Here is a 17214-nt window from a genome sequence, read left to right on the forward strand (position 1 = left end):
CCTCTTTCATTGCGCGAATGGAACCAGCAAATCCAGGACCCATTCGTCTTCCGTATGTATCCACTCGGTGACCTCCACCGTACTTTGCTCGCTATTCCGTATCAGCTTTTCCAATTTTTCCATTCCGGATGCATTCAGCTCTCCGGCCAGGTCAAAACGAAAATGAACGCCTCGTTGATCCGCCTGCAAGCTTACTTGCATACTGGCTGGTTCGTAGCCGCTTTGGTCTACATGATCGTTCACTGTGCATAATATCTCTGACACCAACTGAAACAAGTGCTGCTCGCCTAATGCTATTCGCGTGAGATCCACGTCATTGCACACGTCTACTTCCAAAAGCATTTCCTTGTTCAGCGCATTGAATGTCAAGAAGAAGACGGACAACAGGGAGTTGTTCAAACGGGCGACCATCGATTCCTGCATCGCCATCTGCGCGATGCGCTTCAAATGCGCCTCTCCCTGCTCAGTACGGTTCATATGCAAATAGCCGAGCAGAACCTGAACGTGGTTCAACCAGTCATGCCGCTGCCGGTTCAGTACGGCCAACAGCTGGTCTGTCTGATGCGTAAGCAGTCTCCGCTCGTCCCCCATCACATTCACCCAAGTCGATAAGAATTTCTTTCTTAACTATTGTACCATAAAAGGGGGCCAGACAATGAGAAAACTTGGCTGCGCCCAACTATTTTGACACAAGTCTTATTCCCAAAATCCGCCTACCCGAAACCAAAAAGAAAACCCAGCACCGATGCTGGGTTTTCTTTTGGAAAAATATTTACGCTTCGGAAGCAACTGGCTCGATCACAACTTGTTTGCGATCGCGGCCCAGACGCTTGAAACGAACAACACCATCTGCAGTTGCAAACAGAGTGTCGTCTCCGCCTTTCATTACGTTCGTACCTGGGTAGATCTTCGTTCCGCGTTGGCGAACGAGGATGTTTCCGGCAGTAACGAATTGACCGTCACCACGTTTCACGCCCAGACGTTTGGAAATGGAATCGCGTCCGTTTTTAGTGGAACCTACCCCTTTTTTCGATGCGAAAAACTGAAGGTCCAAATTAAACAGCATGTTCATATCAGACACCTCCCTGCCATTTATGGTCATTCACTTTTACGTATTTCCCGTACTGCGCTTCTACCGATAACAGAGCGATCACCATGCTCTCAGCCAAAAGCTGCTGCTTTTCTAGTATGTCCGCCGCTTCTTGCGAAGCCAGCGTCCATTTTAGAAAGCCGCCGCCTTCTTGGGCGACTGATACTTGCGGTGTCAGTCCTGTCAACGGCTGCACGCTGTTTAATATACCAAAGCTGATGCCTGACACGGCAGAACAAACGATGTCCGCCCCATAGGCACCCGCATTGGCATGTCCGGAAATACAAATTTCATGGATACCGTGCTGCGCACGGCTCACGATCACTTCAATCATATCAGGTCACCAAAATTAAGCGTTGATCTTTTCGATCACAACTTTGGTGAACGGTTGACGGTGACCTTGTTTGCGACGGTAGTTTTTCTTGGCTTTGTATTTGTACACGATAATTTTTGCAGCTTTACCGTGTTTTTCTACTTTACCAGTTACCGTTGCACCAGCTACTGTAGGAGCTCCTGCAGTAACTTTGCCGTCTTTGCTTACGAAGAGAACTTTGTCAAAAGTAACAGCTTCTCCTTCGTTGCCAGCCAATTTCTCGATGAAGAGAACGGAACCCTCTTCAACTTTGTATTGCTTTCCACCGGTTTCGATAATTGCGTACACTGTGTGCACCTCCTATACTCAGACTCGCCTCTACAGGTGCGCCGTCTGGCGGCGACTTATGTACCCGATTCGTGCGGTTACAGTATGCACGGGGCATAGCTGCATGACAACCATTAGGTTATCATAGCTGCAATTGCCCAGTCAAGTTATTTTCCACTGTTTTTCGTACAGACGCTTTGCTTCCGCTGTATTTCCCGCATATGCAATCCGGTACTCGTCCGGAGCGAGCCGCAGCTCCTCACGCTTGAAGACGCGTAGCGGCCAGCTTTTTTCATCCCCTGTCGTCTCCAACTGCTCAACGAGTTGGAACAATCTGCCGGAAAGCTCCACCACAGCTGCCTCCGCTTGCTGCGAACGGGCCAATCCTGCAAGTTCGTTTTGCAACCGCCGGATGCTCTCATCCCCGCGCAAAATTCGCCCGCGCCCATCACACACCGCGCACGTTTCCATCAGCCGCTCAGAGAGACTCGCTCTCACCCGCTTGCGCGTCAATTCGACCAGTCCAAGCGCTGTCATGCCATGGACTGTAGAAGGTGTCGCATCGCGGGCAAGCTCTCTTTTCAGCGTCGACAGCACGCGTTCTTTGTTGGCCGGCTCTTTCATATCGATAAAATCGATGACAACGATCCCGCCAATGTCGCGCAATCTGAGCTGTCTGGCTATTTCTTTGGCCGCCTCCACGTTGGTTGCCGTGACTGCCTGCTCCCTTTGCTGGCCGCCCGCTCCGGTAAAAGAGCCGGTATTGACATCGATCACGGTCATGGCTTCTGTCTTGTCAAACACCAGATGTCCGCCGTTTGCCAGCGGCACCTGACGCCTGAGCGCCTGTTCCAGCTTGGCCTCCAAGCGCAGCGCGTCAAACAGCGGCTCCTTGCCTGTATGCTTGCGCAGCAGACTTTCCGCGTCGGCAGAAAAGACCGTCAGCATGTCTTTGATTTGCCGATACGTGGCAGCATCCTCCACGATCACCTCATCAAGCCCTTCCGCCAAAGCTTCGCGCAATATCGCTTCGATTCCATCGAGGTCATGACCGACCCGACCCGGCGTCTTTTTCGCCTCCGCTTGCTGGCAGATGCCTTCCCAGCGCTTGCGCAAATAGGCCAGTTCGTTTGTCAGCTGCTGTCCGTCCACGCCAGCCGCTTCCGTCCGCACAATGACGCCTTCCCCTTCAACGAGCAGCGGCGCGATGGTTTCTCCCAGTCGTGCCCGTTCTTCCGGCTGGCTGATTTTTCGCGATATAGATATCCCCGCTTCTTGTGGCAGATACACGAGGTAACGTCCCTGGAGACTGACTTTCAACGAGATTTTTGGAGCCTTCCATTCAGAGGCTTCTTTTGTCACCTGACAAATAACCGCTTGACCAACTTGCACCCGCTCGGAAATGTTCGGCTTCCCTTTTCCCGCCGTTCCTTTGTTCAGCGTATCATCTACGTACAAATACGCGTTTTGTCCACAGCCGATGTCGACAAAGGCAGACTGGATGCCCGGTTTTACGTCCGCGATCCGCCCGTAGTAAATCTCCCCGGCGCTGACAAGCCCGTCCGTCTCCTGCGTCCGCCATTCGATCAGCTGTCCGTCTGCCAAATACGCGATCTGCACGCCGCTTCTGCCGCTGATTGCCAATTGTCTCATTACGCTCACTCTCCGCACTTCCGTCCTTTTTCCGGCACCCAGGCAGGATTGCCGGACATACAGGAAGTAATCTATCATAGCCTGCCGTAAAAGAAAAGTCATCGCAGCGGAGTAATCCATCAGACAGCTTGTGCCTGACGATGCCGTCCATTTGCTCAAATGGCTCTCGGACGAGCAGGTTCTCGCTTTTTACGAAGGCCGTGACCGCCCCCATGACGCCGCACTTGTCCAGGAGCATTTTTATTCCACAGACGATGATGAAGGCGTGACGCGCTGTCTCGTCTGCCATGAAGCGGTCCCTGTCGGCTACCTCCAGTTTTATCCGCTCGATCCTGCGACCAAGGAAGCCTACGGTTACGCCAAATACACGATCGTCTACGGCATGGATCAGTTTATCGGCGAGCCGGCCTACTGGAATCGCGGGATAGGTGCTGACTTGGTACAGGCTGTAATCCGCTATGTTCACCAGTTGGGAGCAGCGGTCGTTGTCATGGACCGCAAGAATGGAACAAACGGGCGATCCGCTGCTATGAAAAATGCGGTTTTCGCCAAAAGAAAAAGCTTCCCCGGCACGAGTGGCACGAAGGAAGCTTGCGCGATTGCCTGCTGATGGAGTGGCGCCCATCTCCCGCTGAAAACTAGAGGAGCTTGCCGACCGCAGCATCGTGTTTCTGTTCGAATAACAAGGCGTGCAGCAGCTGCTCCTCTGCCAACAGCCCCGCCCCCTGTACGTAAAAAAGGTGAGAGCGGCCACGCCGCAGCTTGTGGGATACAGCCAACACCGTCTCCTCTGGACGGACGCGGATAGCCTGTACGTTTGTTTCCTCTTGCCTGCGCCCGTACTTTTCCACCAGAAAGCGAAAAAACTGGTAAGGAAAGCGGACGAATGCCTGAATGTTCATCGCCAGCAAATACAGCCCGATGATGATCAGGTTGAGCTTCAGATCAAAGCCGGACACTCCGACCAGGATGCCAGCCAAAAGGGTGCTGCCCGTCATGGAGACGATCGCTGCCTGCCGATAAGACAAAAAACAGCACAGCACCCCAAGCACGATCCTCCCGCCATCCAGCGGCCAAATCGGCAGCAGATTGAACAAAGCAATCGTGGCGTTGCTGACGAGAAAAAACCGGGACCAGTCCTCCGTCCAGACACCTGTATACCAAAACAGGTACGATGCCGCCATCATCACTACATTCATGAACGGCCCGGCCAACGCTACGACAATCTCATCCATCGGGTCTGTCGCATAGCTGTTTTCTACTGTCGCCACTCCGCCAAAAGGGAGCAGCTGGACTTCATGCACTCTCCACCCCAACTCCCGAGCCATTGCCACATGTCCCAATTCGTGTATGAGCACGATCACGAACAGCGTAATTACTTCCAAAAAGTGGCCTGTCAGCACAGACACACCGATTACCGCCCAGAAGAGCAGGTGAATGCGAAAGCGTATGTCCAGCCATCCCCCTCTATTCAAACGGGATCACTTCCAGCGGATCGACGAACTCTTCCTCTGCCCTGGCCGCAAAGTACAGGTGACGCTCTTTTCCGTTCACCACCCGCGCTGTGCCGATCACTTGACCGGGTGATAGCACCTCGTCTTTTGTCACCCCGACGCTGTCCAGATTGCCGAGCCACACTTCCCGGCCTTTTGTCAGCCGGACGATCACAGTCGTTCCAAAGCCAGACTGCTCTCCGACGTACGTAACCCACCCGGCCTCCCCGATCTTCACTTGCTCCCCTAAGCCCGTATCCAATACGACCTTGGCGTTTTGCAGTTCAAACGGCTTCACGATTTTCCAGCTTGCCGGCAGCCGCCAGACAGCGACATCTTTGGCTGTGCTGGTTGCAGGAACCGCACTCGGTCCCTGCATCGCAGGCAACAAGGTGGGGATCGGTCCAAAACGCGCCTCGTACCAATCCGCTACGCCAGTGAAATTGAAATCCCGGGTCATGACCTCGCGCGCAGAGTCTTTCCAGTTGGCAGGAATCAAGGACGTCTGGAACAATAAATAGGCCGTTCCCAGCAAAAGAATGGAAGCAAACACTTGCAGCCCCCATTTTTCGTGAGAAGGCGGCTTGTTTTCCTCATCATTTTCCCTGAGGGGAAAATCGTATGGATCAGACTGCACATCAATGGGATCTTTCCAATCATCCACGTAAGGAGAGAAACTGTCTCGTGATTGTGTACGGATTCGCTCCAGTCGCTCCCGCCGTCTTTCTTTTACACGATTTGCTCCACCAAACATGTCCATCCCTCCGCAGGCCAAGCCTTTGTTCCATCTTATGACTTGTCTACCCGCTTTATGCCGTCGTCTCCTCGTGCGTTCTTCGTTGCTCTCGCGTATGGCGAAAATGCAAAAAAGACAGTCTCCCTGTTGAGAGACTGTCTCTGAATCTGTCGAAGTTTACAGTTTAGTTACACTAGCAGCTTGTGGTCCACGGCTACCTTGAACGATTTCGAACTCAACTTTTTGACCTTCGTCCAGAGATTTGAAACCTTCAGACTGGATCGCGCTGTAGTGAACGAATACGTCGTCTCCACCTTCAACTTGGATGAAACCGTATCCTTTTTCTGCGTTAAACCATTTTACGATACCTTGTTGCATGAAACAAAACCTCCCTGAACATTACGCCCCATGAGGCGAAAGAGTGTAGCGTTAACCCCTTTTTTACAGATAAGCCTTTTGCGTCAAGGAAAAAAGTCGGACAAATTGCGATTGACCAATGGTGACGTCTCTCACAACCGTACGACTCCATAACCAATCATCCAAACCACTATAACTTGTAAAAATGGTTAACTTAGGATGATTTTATCATATACTTTCCGATTTGTCACGCATTTAGTCAAATCGCAACTTATCCTTGCGCATGCCAATATTGAGGACAACCCCGATGATCAAAAAGTTGGTGATCAACGAGCTCCCCCCGTAACTGATAAAGGGCAACGGAATCCCTGTAATCGGCATCAACTGGATCGTCATGCCGATATTCTCAAAAATCTGGAAGGTGAGCATCCCCACCACGCCCGCCACCACGTAGGAGCCGAACGGATCTTTCGCTTCCATCGCGATGCGAATCATGCGGTAAATCAAGGCGAAGAACAAAATCATCAACAGCCCTGCGCCCATGAAGCCGAGCTTTTCGGCAATGACCGTGAAAATAAAATCGCTTTCCCCGACAGGCACCCAGCCAAAGCTCGCCTGTGTCGGCGTGTTAATACCTTTTCCGAACAGTTGGCCCGAACCAATCGAGATCAGTGCCTGCTTCAACTGAAAGCCTTTTCCCATCGGGTCCAGATCGGGGTCCATCCAAAAGACGACGCGATCCCACTGGTACGGCTTGATGATCTTGAAAAAAACATCTTGCTTGTACTCGTACAAAAGCGTCATCGCCGCAAAAAAGCTACCGATAATGCCGCCCAAGTACAATACATGCTTCATCCGGATTCCACCGACGATCAGCATGGTAGCAAGCATCCCTGTAAAGACCATCGCTGTTCCCAGGTCAGGCTGCACCAAAATCAAAAGCAAAGGAACGCCTACGAGAGCCGCTACCGGAATCAGCTTGTAAAAATAGTAAAAACGATCCGGGTCCTCCGCCCGTTTGGACATGAAGCGGGCGACCGTCAAAATCGTAAACAGCTTCATCGGTTCTGAAGGCTGGAACAACACAGGCCCCAAGTTATACCAGCTCGTCGTGTTGTTGATCGGCGTTGTCTTAAAGACTCCGATCAGCAAAATCAGCCCCAACGTGTACAAGACGTAGGAGAAGTTGTGAAAGAGCCGATAGTCAAAAAGCAATACCCCTCCGAGCACGATAAATCCGATGACGTACCACATCACCTGTCGATGGGCCGTGTCCAATCCGGCAGCTGATCCGGAAATGCCCAAGTAACTGAAGATGCCAAGCCCGGCCAAAATCAAGATAATGGTCCAGTCAATCGATTTTAAATGTCGTTTTTCCAGGTCCATGTTTTTCCTCCTAGAAAACGTGACTCCCCTCTTTAACAGAAGGGGAGCCAAGTATACCCTATTTTAACCCAAAAAATTTGCGCATTTTCGTGAAGACCCCAGCCTTTTCCTCCAGCGGTTGCAGAGGAACGGCTTCTCCGAGCAAGCGGCGCGCCACATTGCGATACGCGATCGACGCACGCGATTCATGATTCATGACAGCAGGCTCGCCCTGATTGGCCGATTTGATGACATGATCATCATCAGGCACGACACCGATCAAGTCAATGGCAAGCAAATCCAAAATATCTTCCACGTCAAGCATGTCGCCGTTTTTTACCATGTGAGAGCGCACGCGATTGATGACGAGCTTTGGCATCCCCACTTTTTCCCGCTCCAAAAGGCCGATAATGCGGTCCGCGTCACGGACAGCCGCCTTTTCTGGAGTCGTCACGACGATGGCCTGATCGGCTCCCGCTACTGCGTTGCGGAAACCTTGCTCGATGCCTGCCGGGCAGTCGATAATCACGTAATCAAATTCACGCTTGAGCTGCGTGATGATTTCCTCCATCTGCTCAGGCGAGACTGCCGATTTGTCCTTTGTCTGGGCAGCAGGCAGCAGGGAAAGGTTCTCGAAGCGCTTGTCCTTGATCAGCGCTTGCGGAAGTCGGCAAGCGCCTTCTGCCACGTCCACCAGATCGTAGATGATCCGGTTCTCAAGACCCATGACCACGTCGAGATTGCGCAAACCGATATCAGTATCTACCATGCACACCTTTTGGCCCAGCAATGCAAGTGCTGTTCCCAAATTCGCGGATGTGGTCGTCTTGCCCACGCCGCCTTTTCCTGAAGTTACGACTATTCCAATACCCACGTCCGTTCCTCCTCTTTCCCTCAACCCTCACGCTTGTTCGCGCCAAGATCCGGGCGTATTCGCGACAAGTAGTTCATTTTTGCTACGAGCATGGTCTCATTGTCCAGATAGGCAAACTCTGTCCCTCCGGAATGATTCGTCCATTCTTCTCCAGGCTTGCTGATCACATCGGCAATCCGCAACTGGGTAGGACTCATGACCGCAGCCGCTATAATCACCTGTGCATCGCCGGAAATACCTGCATGGGCGTAACCACGCAGATGACCTAGCACATAAATGCTTCCTGTACTGCGAACCGTTCCCCCGGGATTGACATCCCCCAATAAAAGCAAATCTCCGTCAAACTCCAATACTTGACCAGAGCGAACGGTGTTTACCTGTATGGAAAAATGGGTTTTTAGGCGTTCAGCAAAAGCTTCCTCCCGTGTGATCACGTCGGCTTCGATCGTGTGAATCACCAGGTTTCCTTTTTGCCGGATAATTTGTGTCAACTGCTCCTGTTGTTCAGGAGTGCAGTAACGTTTCCCCAATTTTATGGATACCCGTATCAGTGGCCCCGACAATATCTGTTGGTGGCTATGCTCTATTTTTTCACGCACATCGGCCAGCAGTTCGTCGAAGGAACAGGCATCATCCATAAAGAAGACGAGACCTTCTTTAGTCCCTTTGATTGTGACCTTGCTTTTCACAGTCGTCACCCGGTTTCACCTCGACCGATACCATTCGCCATACAGAAAGATTTCTCCTGCTCTGCATGAAAAATTTGCCGAATCGGGTCAAATGCTGCTGGGCGAAGGTCTCGTCCCGTTATTTATTTAGAGGAGGGCGGATTTGGAATCGGTACTCCGTTTGTCAAAACTCCCGGATTCAATTCGTTGTAAGCTTCCAGCAAACGGCGCGCGATCGGACCAGTCGCATCCGAACTGGATGTCCCGTCCCGCAAACTGTTTGGTGCGACGACGACAAACACGAGCTGAGGCTTCTCATACGGCGCAAAGCCTACAACCAGCGCGTTTTCCGCACTTTTTCCGGTCTGCGCTGTACCGGATTTCGCCGCCACGGCAAACGGCAACCCGTTAAAACGCTGAACCGTACCGCCTGGCTGCGTAACCATGCGCATCCCTTCTTTTACGACCTGGATGTACTTGGGATCGATGTTGACCCGATTCAAAACTTGCGGCTCAATTTGTGCAAGCGTCTGTCCTTTTTGCTTCGGATCGGTCGTGCCTTTGCGTATTTCCTTGACCAGGTGCGGACGAACCCGGTACCCGCCATTGGCAATCGTCGAGACATATTGCCCGATCTGTATCGGTGTAAACAAATCGTACTGACCGATCATCGCGTCAGCCAAGTTCCCGTAGTACAGGTTCGGGTTTTCCCAGCCTGTCTTCTCGCCCGGCAGGTCAATGCCTGTTTTGACGCCAAGTCCGAACTGGGCATTGTAGTAATCCAGCACGGAAAATTGTTTCTCCCAGCCTTCTTTACCTTTTCTCGCCAAGCGGATCGCCATTTCGTACATGTACGTATTGTTCGAAACTTGCAAAGCGCGGCGCGCGTTGACGATACCGTGTCCGCCAGCCTTCCAGTTGCGCTTGTAAGAAGTACCGACATTCAAGCCCCCACGGTCATTAATCGGTTCGCTTGGCGTCGTCAGCCCTTCCTGCAACGCGATCATGACTGACAACGGCTTGTAAGTAGAGGCAGGAGGGTACGGTGTATAAATGAACCGGTTGGACTCGTTCGGCAAAATGAGCGAGGTGTAGTTTTCGTTGAACGCCTTGCGATCGTAGTACAGGTTCAAATCGTAATCCGGGTAGCTGGCCATCGCCAAAATCTCGCCCGTATTCGGATTCATTACCAAAACGTGCGCATCCTTGAACTCTTTTGGTGTAGTAGGCCGCTTTTTAAACGCCTCTACCTCTTCTTTCAGGATCGCTTCCACCTTGCTCTGGTAGCGCCAGTCCATCGCGAGCACGAGGTCGTTGCCCGGCTCCGGCTCTCTTCCCGGCCGCATTTCCTTTTTCACCGTCTCCGAGTTTTTGTTTACGAAGACATCCATGACGCCGTCCTTGCCGCGCAAATATCTCTCATAGGAGCTTTCCAGTCCGGTGACACCAACGCGGTCAATCGCATTGTAGCCTTGCGCCTGATACTCTTTCAGGCTCTCGGGGCGAATCGCGTTGATGTAGCCGAGAAAGTGCGTTCCGAAAGCAGAGCCATCCGGGTCCCGGAAAATTTGCCGGACAGGCTCCAGCACAACGCTAATCCCAGGCAGCTCTGTACGGCGTTCTTCGATTTGAAACATCTCATTGTCTGTGATGTTTACCTTCACACGCCGCGGGATATAGCTCGCCATCTGCGGCGAGCGCATCTCCTGCAAAAGTGAGAGCTTGTGCCATTGAAATTGCCGCTGCTCCGGTTTGAGCGGAAGTTGTACATCCAGTTCAAACAGCGAGGCGTAACGCAACAGCTCCATGTCGGATTTGTCAGACAGTCCGTTGGGGGCAGGCAGTTTGCGAATTTGCGCCTTCACTTCCTTGCTGAGGGCATCGCGATCTTCCTTGTCCAACGTGAGCGTCAGCTGCATGTTGGCGCTGATCGCCATCTTCAGCAGCTCAAAATCGGAAACGTTGTCTTCCGTCAAGGCTTTCTCTGCGCTCTTGTTGTTGGCATTGAGCTTTTTGATCACGTCTTTTCGCTGCTTGTCATCAAATGGCGAACGTACGCGCAACCCTACATACAGAGCCGTCTTCACCAGCTCGAAATCGGACATGCTGTCCACCGCTTCCTGCTTGGGAACAGCTTGCAGCTTGGCAGCTACTCTGCTTTTCAACGCGTTTGTTTCCTCATTGTTAAAAGCAATCGGCAAAGTGGAGCCCAAGTCGATCGTCTTTTTGAGCAACTCTTTGTCCGTTCCCGTTTTTCCGATATCAGGAATCAGGATTTTCGCGAGTCGGTCAGCGACTTTTTCTTCATCGATGTCTTGTCCTTGCTCTTCGACGTATTGAACAGTGTAAACAGGCTTGTTGGATACGAGCACCTCGCCGTTTTTGTCCATGATTCGTCCGCGCGGAGCAGGAATTGGCAACTCGCGGATACTGAATTTTTCCAGTTCATGCCGATACTGCTCCCCTTCAACCAGTTGGACGAAAGCGAGCCGCAAAATGATCGCAGCAAAAAACAGGAAGACGATCAGAAACAAAATATTAAGACGCACGGGTATGTGCGATTTGGGTTCTTTGGTTTCTTCCACGAGTGATCCTCTCCTTTCCGGGAAATTCCCCGTCTCCATTTCAGTCCATGTGCATTTCCTTTTTGGCGAGTACCTTGTTGCATCCGTTCTTGATCGGCACGTACACAATCAGGCCAAAAACGAGATTCAACAATACACTTGGCAAAATTTGATGAGTGAGAATCCACTGCACATCGTAAGGAGCGACCGAGAACAGACGGTACAGAGAGTACAAGAGCCACTCGTGTCCAAACAAAATCAAAAAGCTTGTCACGAACACCATTCCGATGCCCCTTTGGAACAGCAAGACAATCAAGCCGGCAAAATAGCTGGCAACCATCATCGACATCGTATAAATGCCGATGACTTGTCCAAACAAAACATCCTGCAAAAATCCGAATGCCAACCCGTAGTACAGCCCTTCCCGTCTGCCGAGATACATGGAAATGAAAATACAGCATACGAGCGCGAAGCGAGGGACTGTCATCCATGACAGTCCCCATAGATCAGGTGAGAGGACCTGCATGACTGTCCCTTCCAGAACAAACAAGACCACGACACCCAGTGTCAATAAAAACCTCGCCATCTACTGTCCACCTCCGCCAGTTCCAGTGGAAGGTGTTCCCGTCGAATTGGGCGTTGCCGTTTTTCCTCCTGTCGCAGGCGCCTCTCCAGTTGGCTGCTTCGGAATCAGCTCTCCGTTCGGGGAAATGGTAAAGTCACGCTCTACCACCATCACTTCGCTCAATTGCGAAAAATCTGCGCTTGGCTGTATGTAAGCCGTTTGAGTCAGCCCGTAGTCATCCGGGACGATCCGAACAATATAGCCAAGCGGCAAATTCCGCGGAACGACTCCCCCGCGCCCAGAGGTGATGACTTGTTGCTTCGGTTCGATTTTTTTGCCCCAAGGAATTTTGCGCATGACGAGCAAGCGCTCCTGCGGGTCGTATTCCTCGATGACGCCGCTGATAGGCTCATAAATCGTTTTGCCGTCCACAACCTGCGTGGCTTGAATATCCGCTGAAATGTGATCGCGCCGCTCATAGCTTGTCAACAGTTCAACCGTAGCGGAAAAGTTGGCAACACTTTGTACACGCCCGATCATCCCTTTTGCCGTAATGACCGCCATATCTTTTTTAATGCCGCTCTTCAGTCCCAGATCGATCGTAATCACGTTGTTCCACGTATCGGGATTGCGAGCCACGACTTCCGCAAACCGGAGATTATACGAAGATTTCAGCGTATTTTTCGCTTCCAGGTCTTTGCGCAGACGTTCATTTTGCGCTTTGAGGTCGTGCAACTCTGCTGTCAAACGGGCGTATTGATCCAGTCCCGCCTTCAATGCCTTATTTTCCTCATATACACTGTACGCTTCTTCAATTTCCTGAAAAAAGCCAGAAACAGCTTGGGCAGGGCGATAAAACAAGCCCTGCACCACGCTGAACGTATCTTTGAAAAACATTTCTGGCCATGTCAGGTTATCCCGTTCACGAGAAGTGAAGCCAACGACGGAGATTAAGAGGACCAAGCCTACAAGTACAATAATTAGCCGCTTATTCCCGAAAAACGACATGCCCGAAACCTCCGTTTATTTACCCCGTTTTTGTCGGGAAGAGGTGATGCCTTGTTTCGATTTGAACAGGTGGATATTTTCCAATGCCCGACCTGTTCCGATCGCTACGCAATCCAGCGCATTTTCCGCAACGTGCACGGGCATACCTGTTTCCTTGCTGAGCAGACGATCCATGTTGCGCAGAAGCGCGCCACCACCTGTCAACACGATCCCGCGATCCATAATATCTGCCGCAAGTTCCGGCGGACTCTTCTCCAAAGTCACCTTCACGGCTTCGATAATCGCTGCGACTGTCTCTGCCAGGGCTTCGGCAATTTCCGTGCTGCTGACAGAGAGCGTCTTAGGCAAGCCTGTTACGAGGTCGCGACCGCGAATATCGACGTTCTCCGGTTCTTCCGGTGCGATGGCGGAGCCAATCTCCAGCTTCAAGGTCTCTGCTGTGCGCTCCCCGATCATCAGGTTGTAGCGACGCTTGATGTACTGGATGATCGCCTCGTCCATCTCATCTCCAGCCACGCGGATGGAACGGGAAGTAACAATCCCGCCCAAAGAAATGATCGCTACTTCTGTCGTACCCCCACCGATGTCGACAACCATGCTTCCAGTAGGCTCCCAAACAGGCAGATCAGCTCCGATAGCCGCTGCGAACGGTTCTTCAATCGTGTAAGCCTCGCGCGCACCAGCCTGCTTCGTCGCATCCTCAACGGCGCGCTTCTCTACAGCGGTAATGCCAGAAGGCACACAAACCATTACATTCGGGCGACGGCTGAACAGGCCCTGGTTTTTTTGAGCCTGATTAATGAAATAACGCATCATCGTTGCTGTCGTGTCAAAATCTGCGATCACTCCGTCCTTCATCGGACGAACAGCCACGATGTTTCCAGGTGTACGGCCGATCATGCTTTTGGCCGCATTTCCCACCGCTTCAATAGAATTGTTGTTCGTGCGAATCGCTACTACAGAAGGTTCACGCACGACAATTCCTTTTCCCTTGACGAAAACAAGTGTATTGGCAGTGCCGAGGTCAATCCCCAAGTCACGTGTAAATCCACCAAACATAAAAAAACTCCTTCCAATAATATACAAATGACAAGCATTATTAACTCCTACAAGTACCCTTGCTCTTTTAAGCTGACGTACCTGCCATCCCCGATAATCACATGATCCAACAATGAAATCCCTACCAGTTCGCCCGCTTCACGCAATGTGTGCGTAATCGCGATATCTTCCCTGCTAGGTGTCGGATCTCCACTCGGATGGTTATGTAGGCAAATCACCGATGCGCTGCTACGACGGATCGCTTCTTTAAAGACTTCTCTAGGGTGTACGATGGAAGCGTCCAGACTGCCTACAAAAATAGTCTGCTTGCCAATCACGTGGTTCTTCGTATTTAGAAAGAGGCAGACAAAGTGCTCCTGTGTCAGATGAGCAAGCTCAGGCGACATCAGGTCAGCTACATCGCGCGGCAAACGGATGGAGGCACGGCTTATCCGCGGTATGCCCACCAAGCGGCGTCCGAGTTCAAAAGCGGCATGCAGTTCAACCGCTTTTACCTGGCCGATCCCCTTCAGTTCTCTCAGCTCAGCGTGAGAGGCTTGCGCCAATCCACGCAAGTCACCAAATTTGGCTAACAAGCGCTGCGCCAACTGATAGGCTGTCTCCCGCTCGCTGCCTGTCCTCAGCAAAATGGCAAGAAGTTCTGTATCAGACAGATGGACCGCTCCTTCGCGAAGCAGTCGTTCACGTGGACGGTCATAGTAAGGGACGTTTTTGACGTCTGTTTTGTTACAGGTATTTGCTGCCATTTTTCGCCGCCTCCAGCCTCTTTCAAATTCGTCAACGGCTGACTCTGATGAAGGTCATGGGGCGGTTGGCCGTTGTCACTTTTCAATAAAGCGAAACAACTTTACAAAATGGACATCCCGAAACGCGCAAGCAGATTGGAGGTCAAGCACAGCGGCAATCCGACTACCGTAAAGTAATCTCCGGTGATCCCCTCCACAATCGTGGCTCCGATTCCTTGAATCGCATAGGAGCCTGCCTTGTCCATCGGCTCCTTCGTTGCAATGTACGACTTGATCTCTGCTTCGCTCAACGGGCGAATCTTCACTTGGGTATGGCTATGCGCCACCTCAGAGCGTCCAATCGCTGCGTCAATCAGGGCCACTCCGCTGTAAACGGTATGTTCTCGCCCCTGAAGCATGGACAGCATGCGAAACGCGTCCGCTTCGTCTTCTGGCTTGCCCAGTATTTGTCCATCCAGGACGACAATCGTGTCGGACCCGAGAACGACGCCTTCTGTCAAGCGATCGGCCACTGCATTTGCCTTGCGCAGAGACAGTTCTTCCACTACTTCTTTTGGAGACAAGCCTGGCGCAGTCGTCTCGTCGACATCGCTCGTCATTACCGTAAACGGAATCCCCAGCGCCTGCAACAGCTCTCTGCGGCGAGGCGATGATGAAGCAAGAATGAGAGTATCCTGTTTTTTCGTCGTCATTTTTCAACCTACTTTATCCGTCGATGTATCCAAAACGCGAGGGCAAGTCCCCCGATACTGGCTAGATTTAGTTTTACCTGAAAGTTCAGGTCGTACTTCAAAATTTCTAAATCTGCCGCAGGTGACCATGTGATCATCTTGCTTTTGGTCAAAAAAGGCACCCAGGGACCGAGAATTTCCCCGACGATGCTGCCAAACAGTAGACCACTTACCAGTAGAAACACGAGTGTAAGCGTTTCTTTCCCCATTCCTTTTCCCAACTCCCTTTTTAGAAGGGATTCTCTTTTTGCCAACCATAAGTTTAGCAAATGGGAAGGGGTGAAACAATCCCTGATTGCTCTTGGTAGTTACTGTATAAAAAGAAAAGGCCTCCTGCAAGAAATCTTGCGAAAGCCTGATCGCCACCTCATCGTTTCTCTCAACGCGCCAATTGCACCCAACTCGCGTAGTTTTCCAAATAACCGAGCACGCCCGCCTGCACTTGCCACGCATACGATTCGGCGCTTTCTCCTTTTTTTCCCGCACTCGCTTCCGCCATCTTGTCGCGGGCTGCCAGTGCCTGATTGATCCCGTTTACCATTCCTTCAAAAAGCGGCTTCCACGCAGTCTGCACCTGAATCAGTCGGCTGTCCTCCAAAAATTGGCGATGCCACTCTTTCAGATCGGCTGTTTCCTGCGGAGTGGCAGACAGTTGTCCCGACGTAATGATCATTCCCGATTGCGCCGAAAGCGTCTTGGCGAGCTTCACGCCGTTGTCAAAAAACGCCTGCACTTTCTGTCCTTCTGCATCAGCAGCAGATTTGCTCACCGGAACTGCTCCCTGAAAAGCGGGAAACGCAAATTCTTTGACGTATACATCCATTCCTTTGTTTTTCAAACTGCTGGCAAAGCCCAGTACGGCGTCTCTGGTGGGGGCAGCAGCAGCGAACATATACTGTTTGCCTCCGTCTGTATCTTTGTACAGCAGGTGCGGAATCCCCGCCTTGGCCAGCGGCTCCACTGCGGATTGCTTGGAGGCGTCCGGTTGGAAGACACCTGCCTGTGCGACGAACATGCTGATTTGCGGCACCTGTAACGAAACATCGCGCTGTTCGCCAGCAGGCGCATTCTCGCCAGACGTTTTTGCACCTGTACCTGCCTCCTCAGACGAAGCAGGCGGCTTCTGCTCCTCGCTCGAATCGCTTTCGGTGTCTTGGGCCGTCAACGTTTGCACGGTATCGCTCAACACACTTCCATACGATTGCGAAAATTGTTCCTGCGAAAAAATGTTCAGCACCAAAAATCCGAAAAGAAGTCCGATTGCGACAGCCCCGCCCGTCGTCAAAGCCGTGCGCCAGATCGGTGCCTTGGGCCAGAACGACAGGAGCCGTTTGGCAGGCGTGTGACTGTAGCTGCCGTATGTTTCTGTTGTTTCTGTAACCTCTTCCTGCCACGGGATCTCTTCCGATGACTCGACTGCAATTGGCGTCACATCCCTGCTCGTCTCCCGCTGGGCTGCGCCTCTGAGCTGCATCATTCGTTCCCAGGCGTCGTTTTCCTTTTTCTGTGGCGGAATCACGGTTGGACCCTGAATTTTCACGCGCGGCGTGTCGTCTTTTGGCGTACGTTTTGCGCTTGCTTCCTGCTTTTGTGTCTCGCGTTTTTCGTCCCAAAACCTTCCATTCATCTTGACGGTTACATGATTTTTCTTTTCTCCGTTCACGC

General features: G+C 51.9%; 20 protein-coding genes and 1 other annotated feature. Of the genes, 1 reads left to right on the forward strand and 19 read right to left on the reverse strand.

Annotated features, from left to right (window positions below; translation table 11 throughout):
• Positions 1-6 precede the first annotated feature (6 nt).
• From EDM60_RS12200 to EDM60_RS12220, 5 genes are all read right to left on the reverse strand, one after another.
• Positions 7-591, reverse strand: coding sequence for a Spo0B C-terminal domain-containing protein (locus EDM60_RS12200; protein WP_122964224.1), 585 nt, complete (start codon positions 589-591; stop codon positions 7-9).
• Positions 592-772: 181 nt separating this feature from the next.
• Positions 773-1066: a 50S ribosomal protein L27 gene (rpmA, locus tag EDM60_RS12205; RefSeq protein WP_063230242.1), complete on the reverse strand. Its 294-nt coding sequence runs from the start codon at positions 1064-1066 to the stop codon at positions 773-775.
• A 7-nt stretch (positions 1067-1073) separates the two neighbouring features.
• Positions 1074-1424 (reverse strand): ribosomal-processing cysteine protease Prp, encoded by a 351-nt coding sequence (locus EDM60_RS12210; protein WP_122964225.1) that lies wholly within the window; start codon positions 1422-1424, stop codon positions 1074-1076.
• Positions 1425-1439: 15 nt separating this feature from the next.
• Positions 1440-1751: a 50S ribosomal protein L21 gene (rplU, locus tag EDM60_RS12215; RefSeq protein WP_063230179.1), complete on the reverse strand. Its 312-nt coding sequence runs from the start codon at positions 1749-1751 to the stop codon at positions 1440-1442.
• Between the two features lie 10 nt (positions 1752-1761).
• Positions 1762-1840, reverse strand: a sequence feature (ribosomal protein L21 leader region).
• A gap of 52 nt (positions 1841-1892) precedes the next feature.
• On the reverse strand, positions 1893-3383 hold the full coding sequence (locus tag EDM60_RS12220) for an Rne/Rng family ribonuclease (RefSeq protein ID WP_122964226.1): 1491 nt from the start codon (positions 3381-3383) through the stop codon (positions 1893-1895).
• Positions 3384-3534: 151 nt separating this feature from the next.
• On the opposite strand from EDM60_RS12220, the gene EDM60_RS12225 reads away from it, so the two are divergent.
• Complete coding sequence (locus EDM60_RS12225) at positions 3535-3993, forward strand: GNAT family N-acetyltransferase (RefSeq protein WP_307723369.1); 459 nt, start codon at positions 3535-3537, stop codon at positions 3991-3993.
• 28 nt (positions 3994-4021) lie between these two features.
• Here EDM60_RS12225 and EDM60_RS12230 read toward each other — a convergent pair whose 3' ends face one another.
• From EDM60_RS12230 to EDM60_RS12295, 14 genes are all read right to left on the reverse strand, one after another.
• Positions 4022-4858: a M50 family metallopeptidase gene (locus EDM60_RS12230; protein ID WP_122964227.1), complete on the reverse strand. Its 837-nt coding sequence runs from the start codon at positions 4856-4858 to the stop codon at positions 4022-4024.
• Complete coding sequence (locus EDM60_RS12235) at positions 4851-5630, reverse strand: M23 family metallopeptidase (RefSeq protein WP_122964228.1); 780 nt, start codon at positions 5628-5630, stop codon at positions 4851-4853. Before EDM60_RS12235 ends, EDM60_RS12230 begins: the two co-directional genes overlap by 8 nt.
• Positions 5631-5789: 159 nt before the next feature.
• Positions 5790-5990 carry a cold-shock protein gene (locus EDM60_RS12240; RefSeq protein ID WP_005832370.1) on the reverse strand — a complete coding sequence of 67 codons (201 nt, stop codon included), beginning with the start codon at positions 5988-5990 and terminating at the stop codon, positions 5790-5792.
• A gap of 234 nt (positions 5991-6224) precedes the next feature.
• On the reverse strand, positions 6225-7355 hold the full coding sequence (locus EDM60_RS12245) for an FtsW/RodA/SpoVE family cell cycle protein (protein WP_122964229.1): 1131 nt from the start codon (positions 7353-7355) through the stop codon (positions 6225-6227).
• 58 nt (positions 7356-7413) lie between these two features.
• Positions 7414-8208 (reverse strand): septum site-determining protein MinD, encoded by a 795-nt coding sequence (minD, locus tag EDM60_RS12250; protein WP_122964230.1) that lies wholly within the window; start codon positions 8206-8208, stop codon positions 7414-7416.
• A gap of 20 nt (positions 8209-8228) precedes the next feature.
• Positions 8229-8906, reverse strand: a complete 678-nt coding sequence (gene minC, locus EDM60_RS12255; protein WP_122964231.1) for a septum site-determining protein MinC — start codon at positions 8904-8906, stop codon at positions 8229-8231.
• Positions 8907-9019: 113 nt separating this feature from the next.
• On the reverse strand, positions 9020-11461 hold the full coding sequence (locus tag EDM60_RS12260) for a peptidoglycan D,D-transpeptidase FtsI family protein (RefSeq protein WP_122964232.1): 2442 nt from the start codon (positions 11459-11461) through the stop codon (positions 9020-9022).
• A 40-nt stretch (positions 11462-11501) separates the two neighbouring features.
• Positions 11502-12026 carry a rod shape-determining protein MreD gene (mreD, locus tag EDM60_RS12265; protein ID WP_122964233.1) on the reverse strand — a complete coding sequence of 175 codons (525 nt, stop codon included), beginning with the start codon at positions 12024-12026 and terminating at the stop codon, positions 11502-11504.
• Positions 12027-13013, reverse strand: coding sequence for a rod shape-determining protein MreC (gene mreC / locus EDM60_RS12270; RefSeq protein ID WP_122964234.1), 987 nt, complete (start codon positions 13011-13013; stop codon positions 12027-12029).
• A 15-nt stretch (positions 13014-13028) separates the two neighbouring features.
• Positions 13029-14072, reverse strand: coding sequence for a rod shape-determining protein (locus tag EDM60_RS12275; RefSeq protein WP_063230168.1), 1044 nt, complete (start codon positions 14070-14072; stop codon positions 13029-13031).
• Between the two features lie 47 nt (positions 14073-14119).
• Positions 14120-14818, reverse strand: a complete 699-nt coding sequence (radC, locus tag EDM60_RS12280) for a RadC family protein (protein ID WP_122964235.1) — start codon at positions 14816-14818, stop codon at positions 14120-14122.
• Between the two features lie 101 nt (positions 14819-14919).
• Positions 14920-15510, reverse strand: a complete 591-nt coding sequence (locus EDM60_RS12285) for a Maf family protein (protein ID WP_122964236.1) — start codon at positions 15508-15510, stop codon at positions 14920-14922.
• An 8-nt stretch (positions 15511-15518) separates the two neighbouring features.
• Complete coding sequence (locus tag EDM60_RS29520) at positions 15519-15758, reverse strand: DUF4321 domain-containing protein (protein WP_122964237.1); 240 nt, start codon at positions 15756-15758, stop codon at positions 15519-15521.
• 170 nt (positions 15759-15928) lie between these two features.
• The gene (locus EDM60_RS12295) at positions 15929-17212 is read right to left on the reverse strand and encodes a hypothetical protein (protein WP_122964238.1); all 1284 of its coding nucleotides are present in this window, start codon (positions 17210-17212) and stop codon (positions 15929-15931) included.
• Positions 17213-17214: the final 2 nt, after the last annotated feature.

The organism is Brevibacillus parabrevis (assembly GCF_003710905.1).
Classification (GTDB): Bacteria; Bacillota; Bacilli; order Brevibacillales; family Brevibacillaceae; genus Brevibacillus; species Brevibacillus parabrevis.

Bases quoted from the DNA above. Each gene is read 5' to 3' on its own strand.
- EDM60_RS12200 (WP_122964224.1), bottom strand. From the start codon at position 591: ATGGGGGACGAGCGGAGACTGCTTACGCATCAGACAGACCAGCTGTTG.
- rpmA (WP_063230242.1), bottom strand. From the start codon at position 1,066: ATGCTGTTTAATTTGGACCTTCAGTTTTTCGCATCGAAAAAAGGGGTA.
- EDM60_RS12210 (WP_122964225.1), bottom strand. From the start codon at position 1,424: ATGATTGAAGTGATCGTGAGCCGTGCGCAGCACGGTATCCATGAAATT.
- EDM60_RS12220 (WP_122964226.1), bottom strand. From the start codon at position 3,383: ATGAGACAATTGGCAATCAGCGGCAGAAGCGGCGTGCAGATCGCGTAT.
- EDM60_RS12235 (WP_122964228.1), bottom strand. From the start codon at position 5,630: ATGTTTGGTGGAGCAAATCGTGTAAAAGAAAGACGGCGGGAGCGACTG.
- EDM60_RS12240 (WP_005832370.1), bottom strand. From the start codon at position 5,990: ATGCAACAAGGTATCGTAAAATGGTTTAACGCAGAAAAAGGATACGGT.
- EDM60_RS12245 (WP_122964229.1), bottom strand. From the start codon at position 7,355: ATGGACCTGGAAAAACGACATTTAAAATCGATTGACTGGACCATTATC.
- mreD (WP_122964233.1), bottom strand. From the start codon at position 12,026: ATGGCGAGGTTTTTATTGACACTGGGTGTCGTGGTCTTGTTTGTTCTG.
- mreC (WP_122964234.1), bottom strand. From the start codon at position 13,013: ATGTCGTTTTTCGGGAATAAGCGGCTAATTATTGTACTTGTAGGCTTG.
- EDM60_RS12275 (WP_063230168.1), bottom strand. From the start codon at position 14,072: ATGTTTGGTGGATTTACACGTGACTTGGGGATTGACCTCGGCACTGCC.
- radC (WP_122964235.1), bottom strand. From the start codon at position 14,818: ATGGCAGCAAATACCTGTAACAAAACAGACGTCAAAAACGTCCCTTAC.
- EDM60_RS12285 (WP_122964236.1), bottom strand. From the start codon at position 15,510: ATGACGACGAAAAAACAGGATACTCTCATTCTTGCTTCATCATCGCCT.
- EDM60_RS29520 (WP_122964237.1), bottom strand. From the start codon at position 15,758: ATGGGGAAAGAAACGCTTACACTCGTGTTTCTACTGGTAAGTGGTCTA.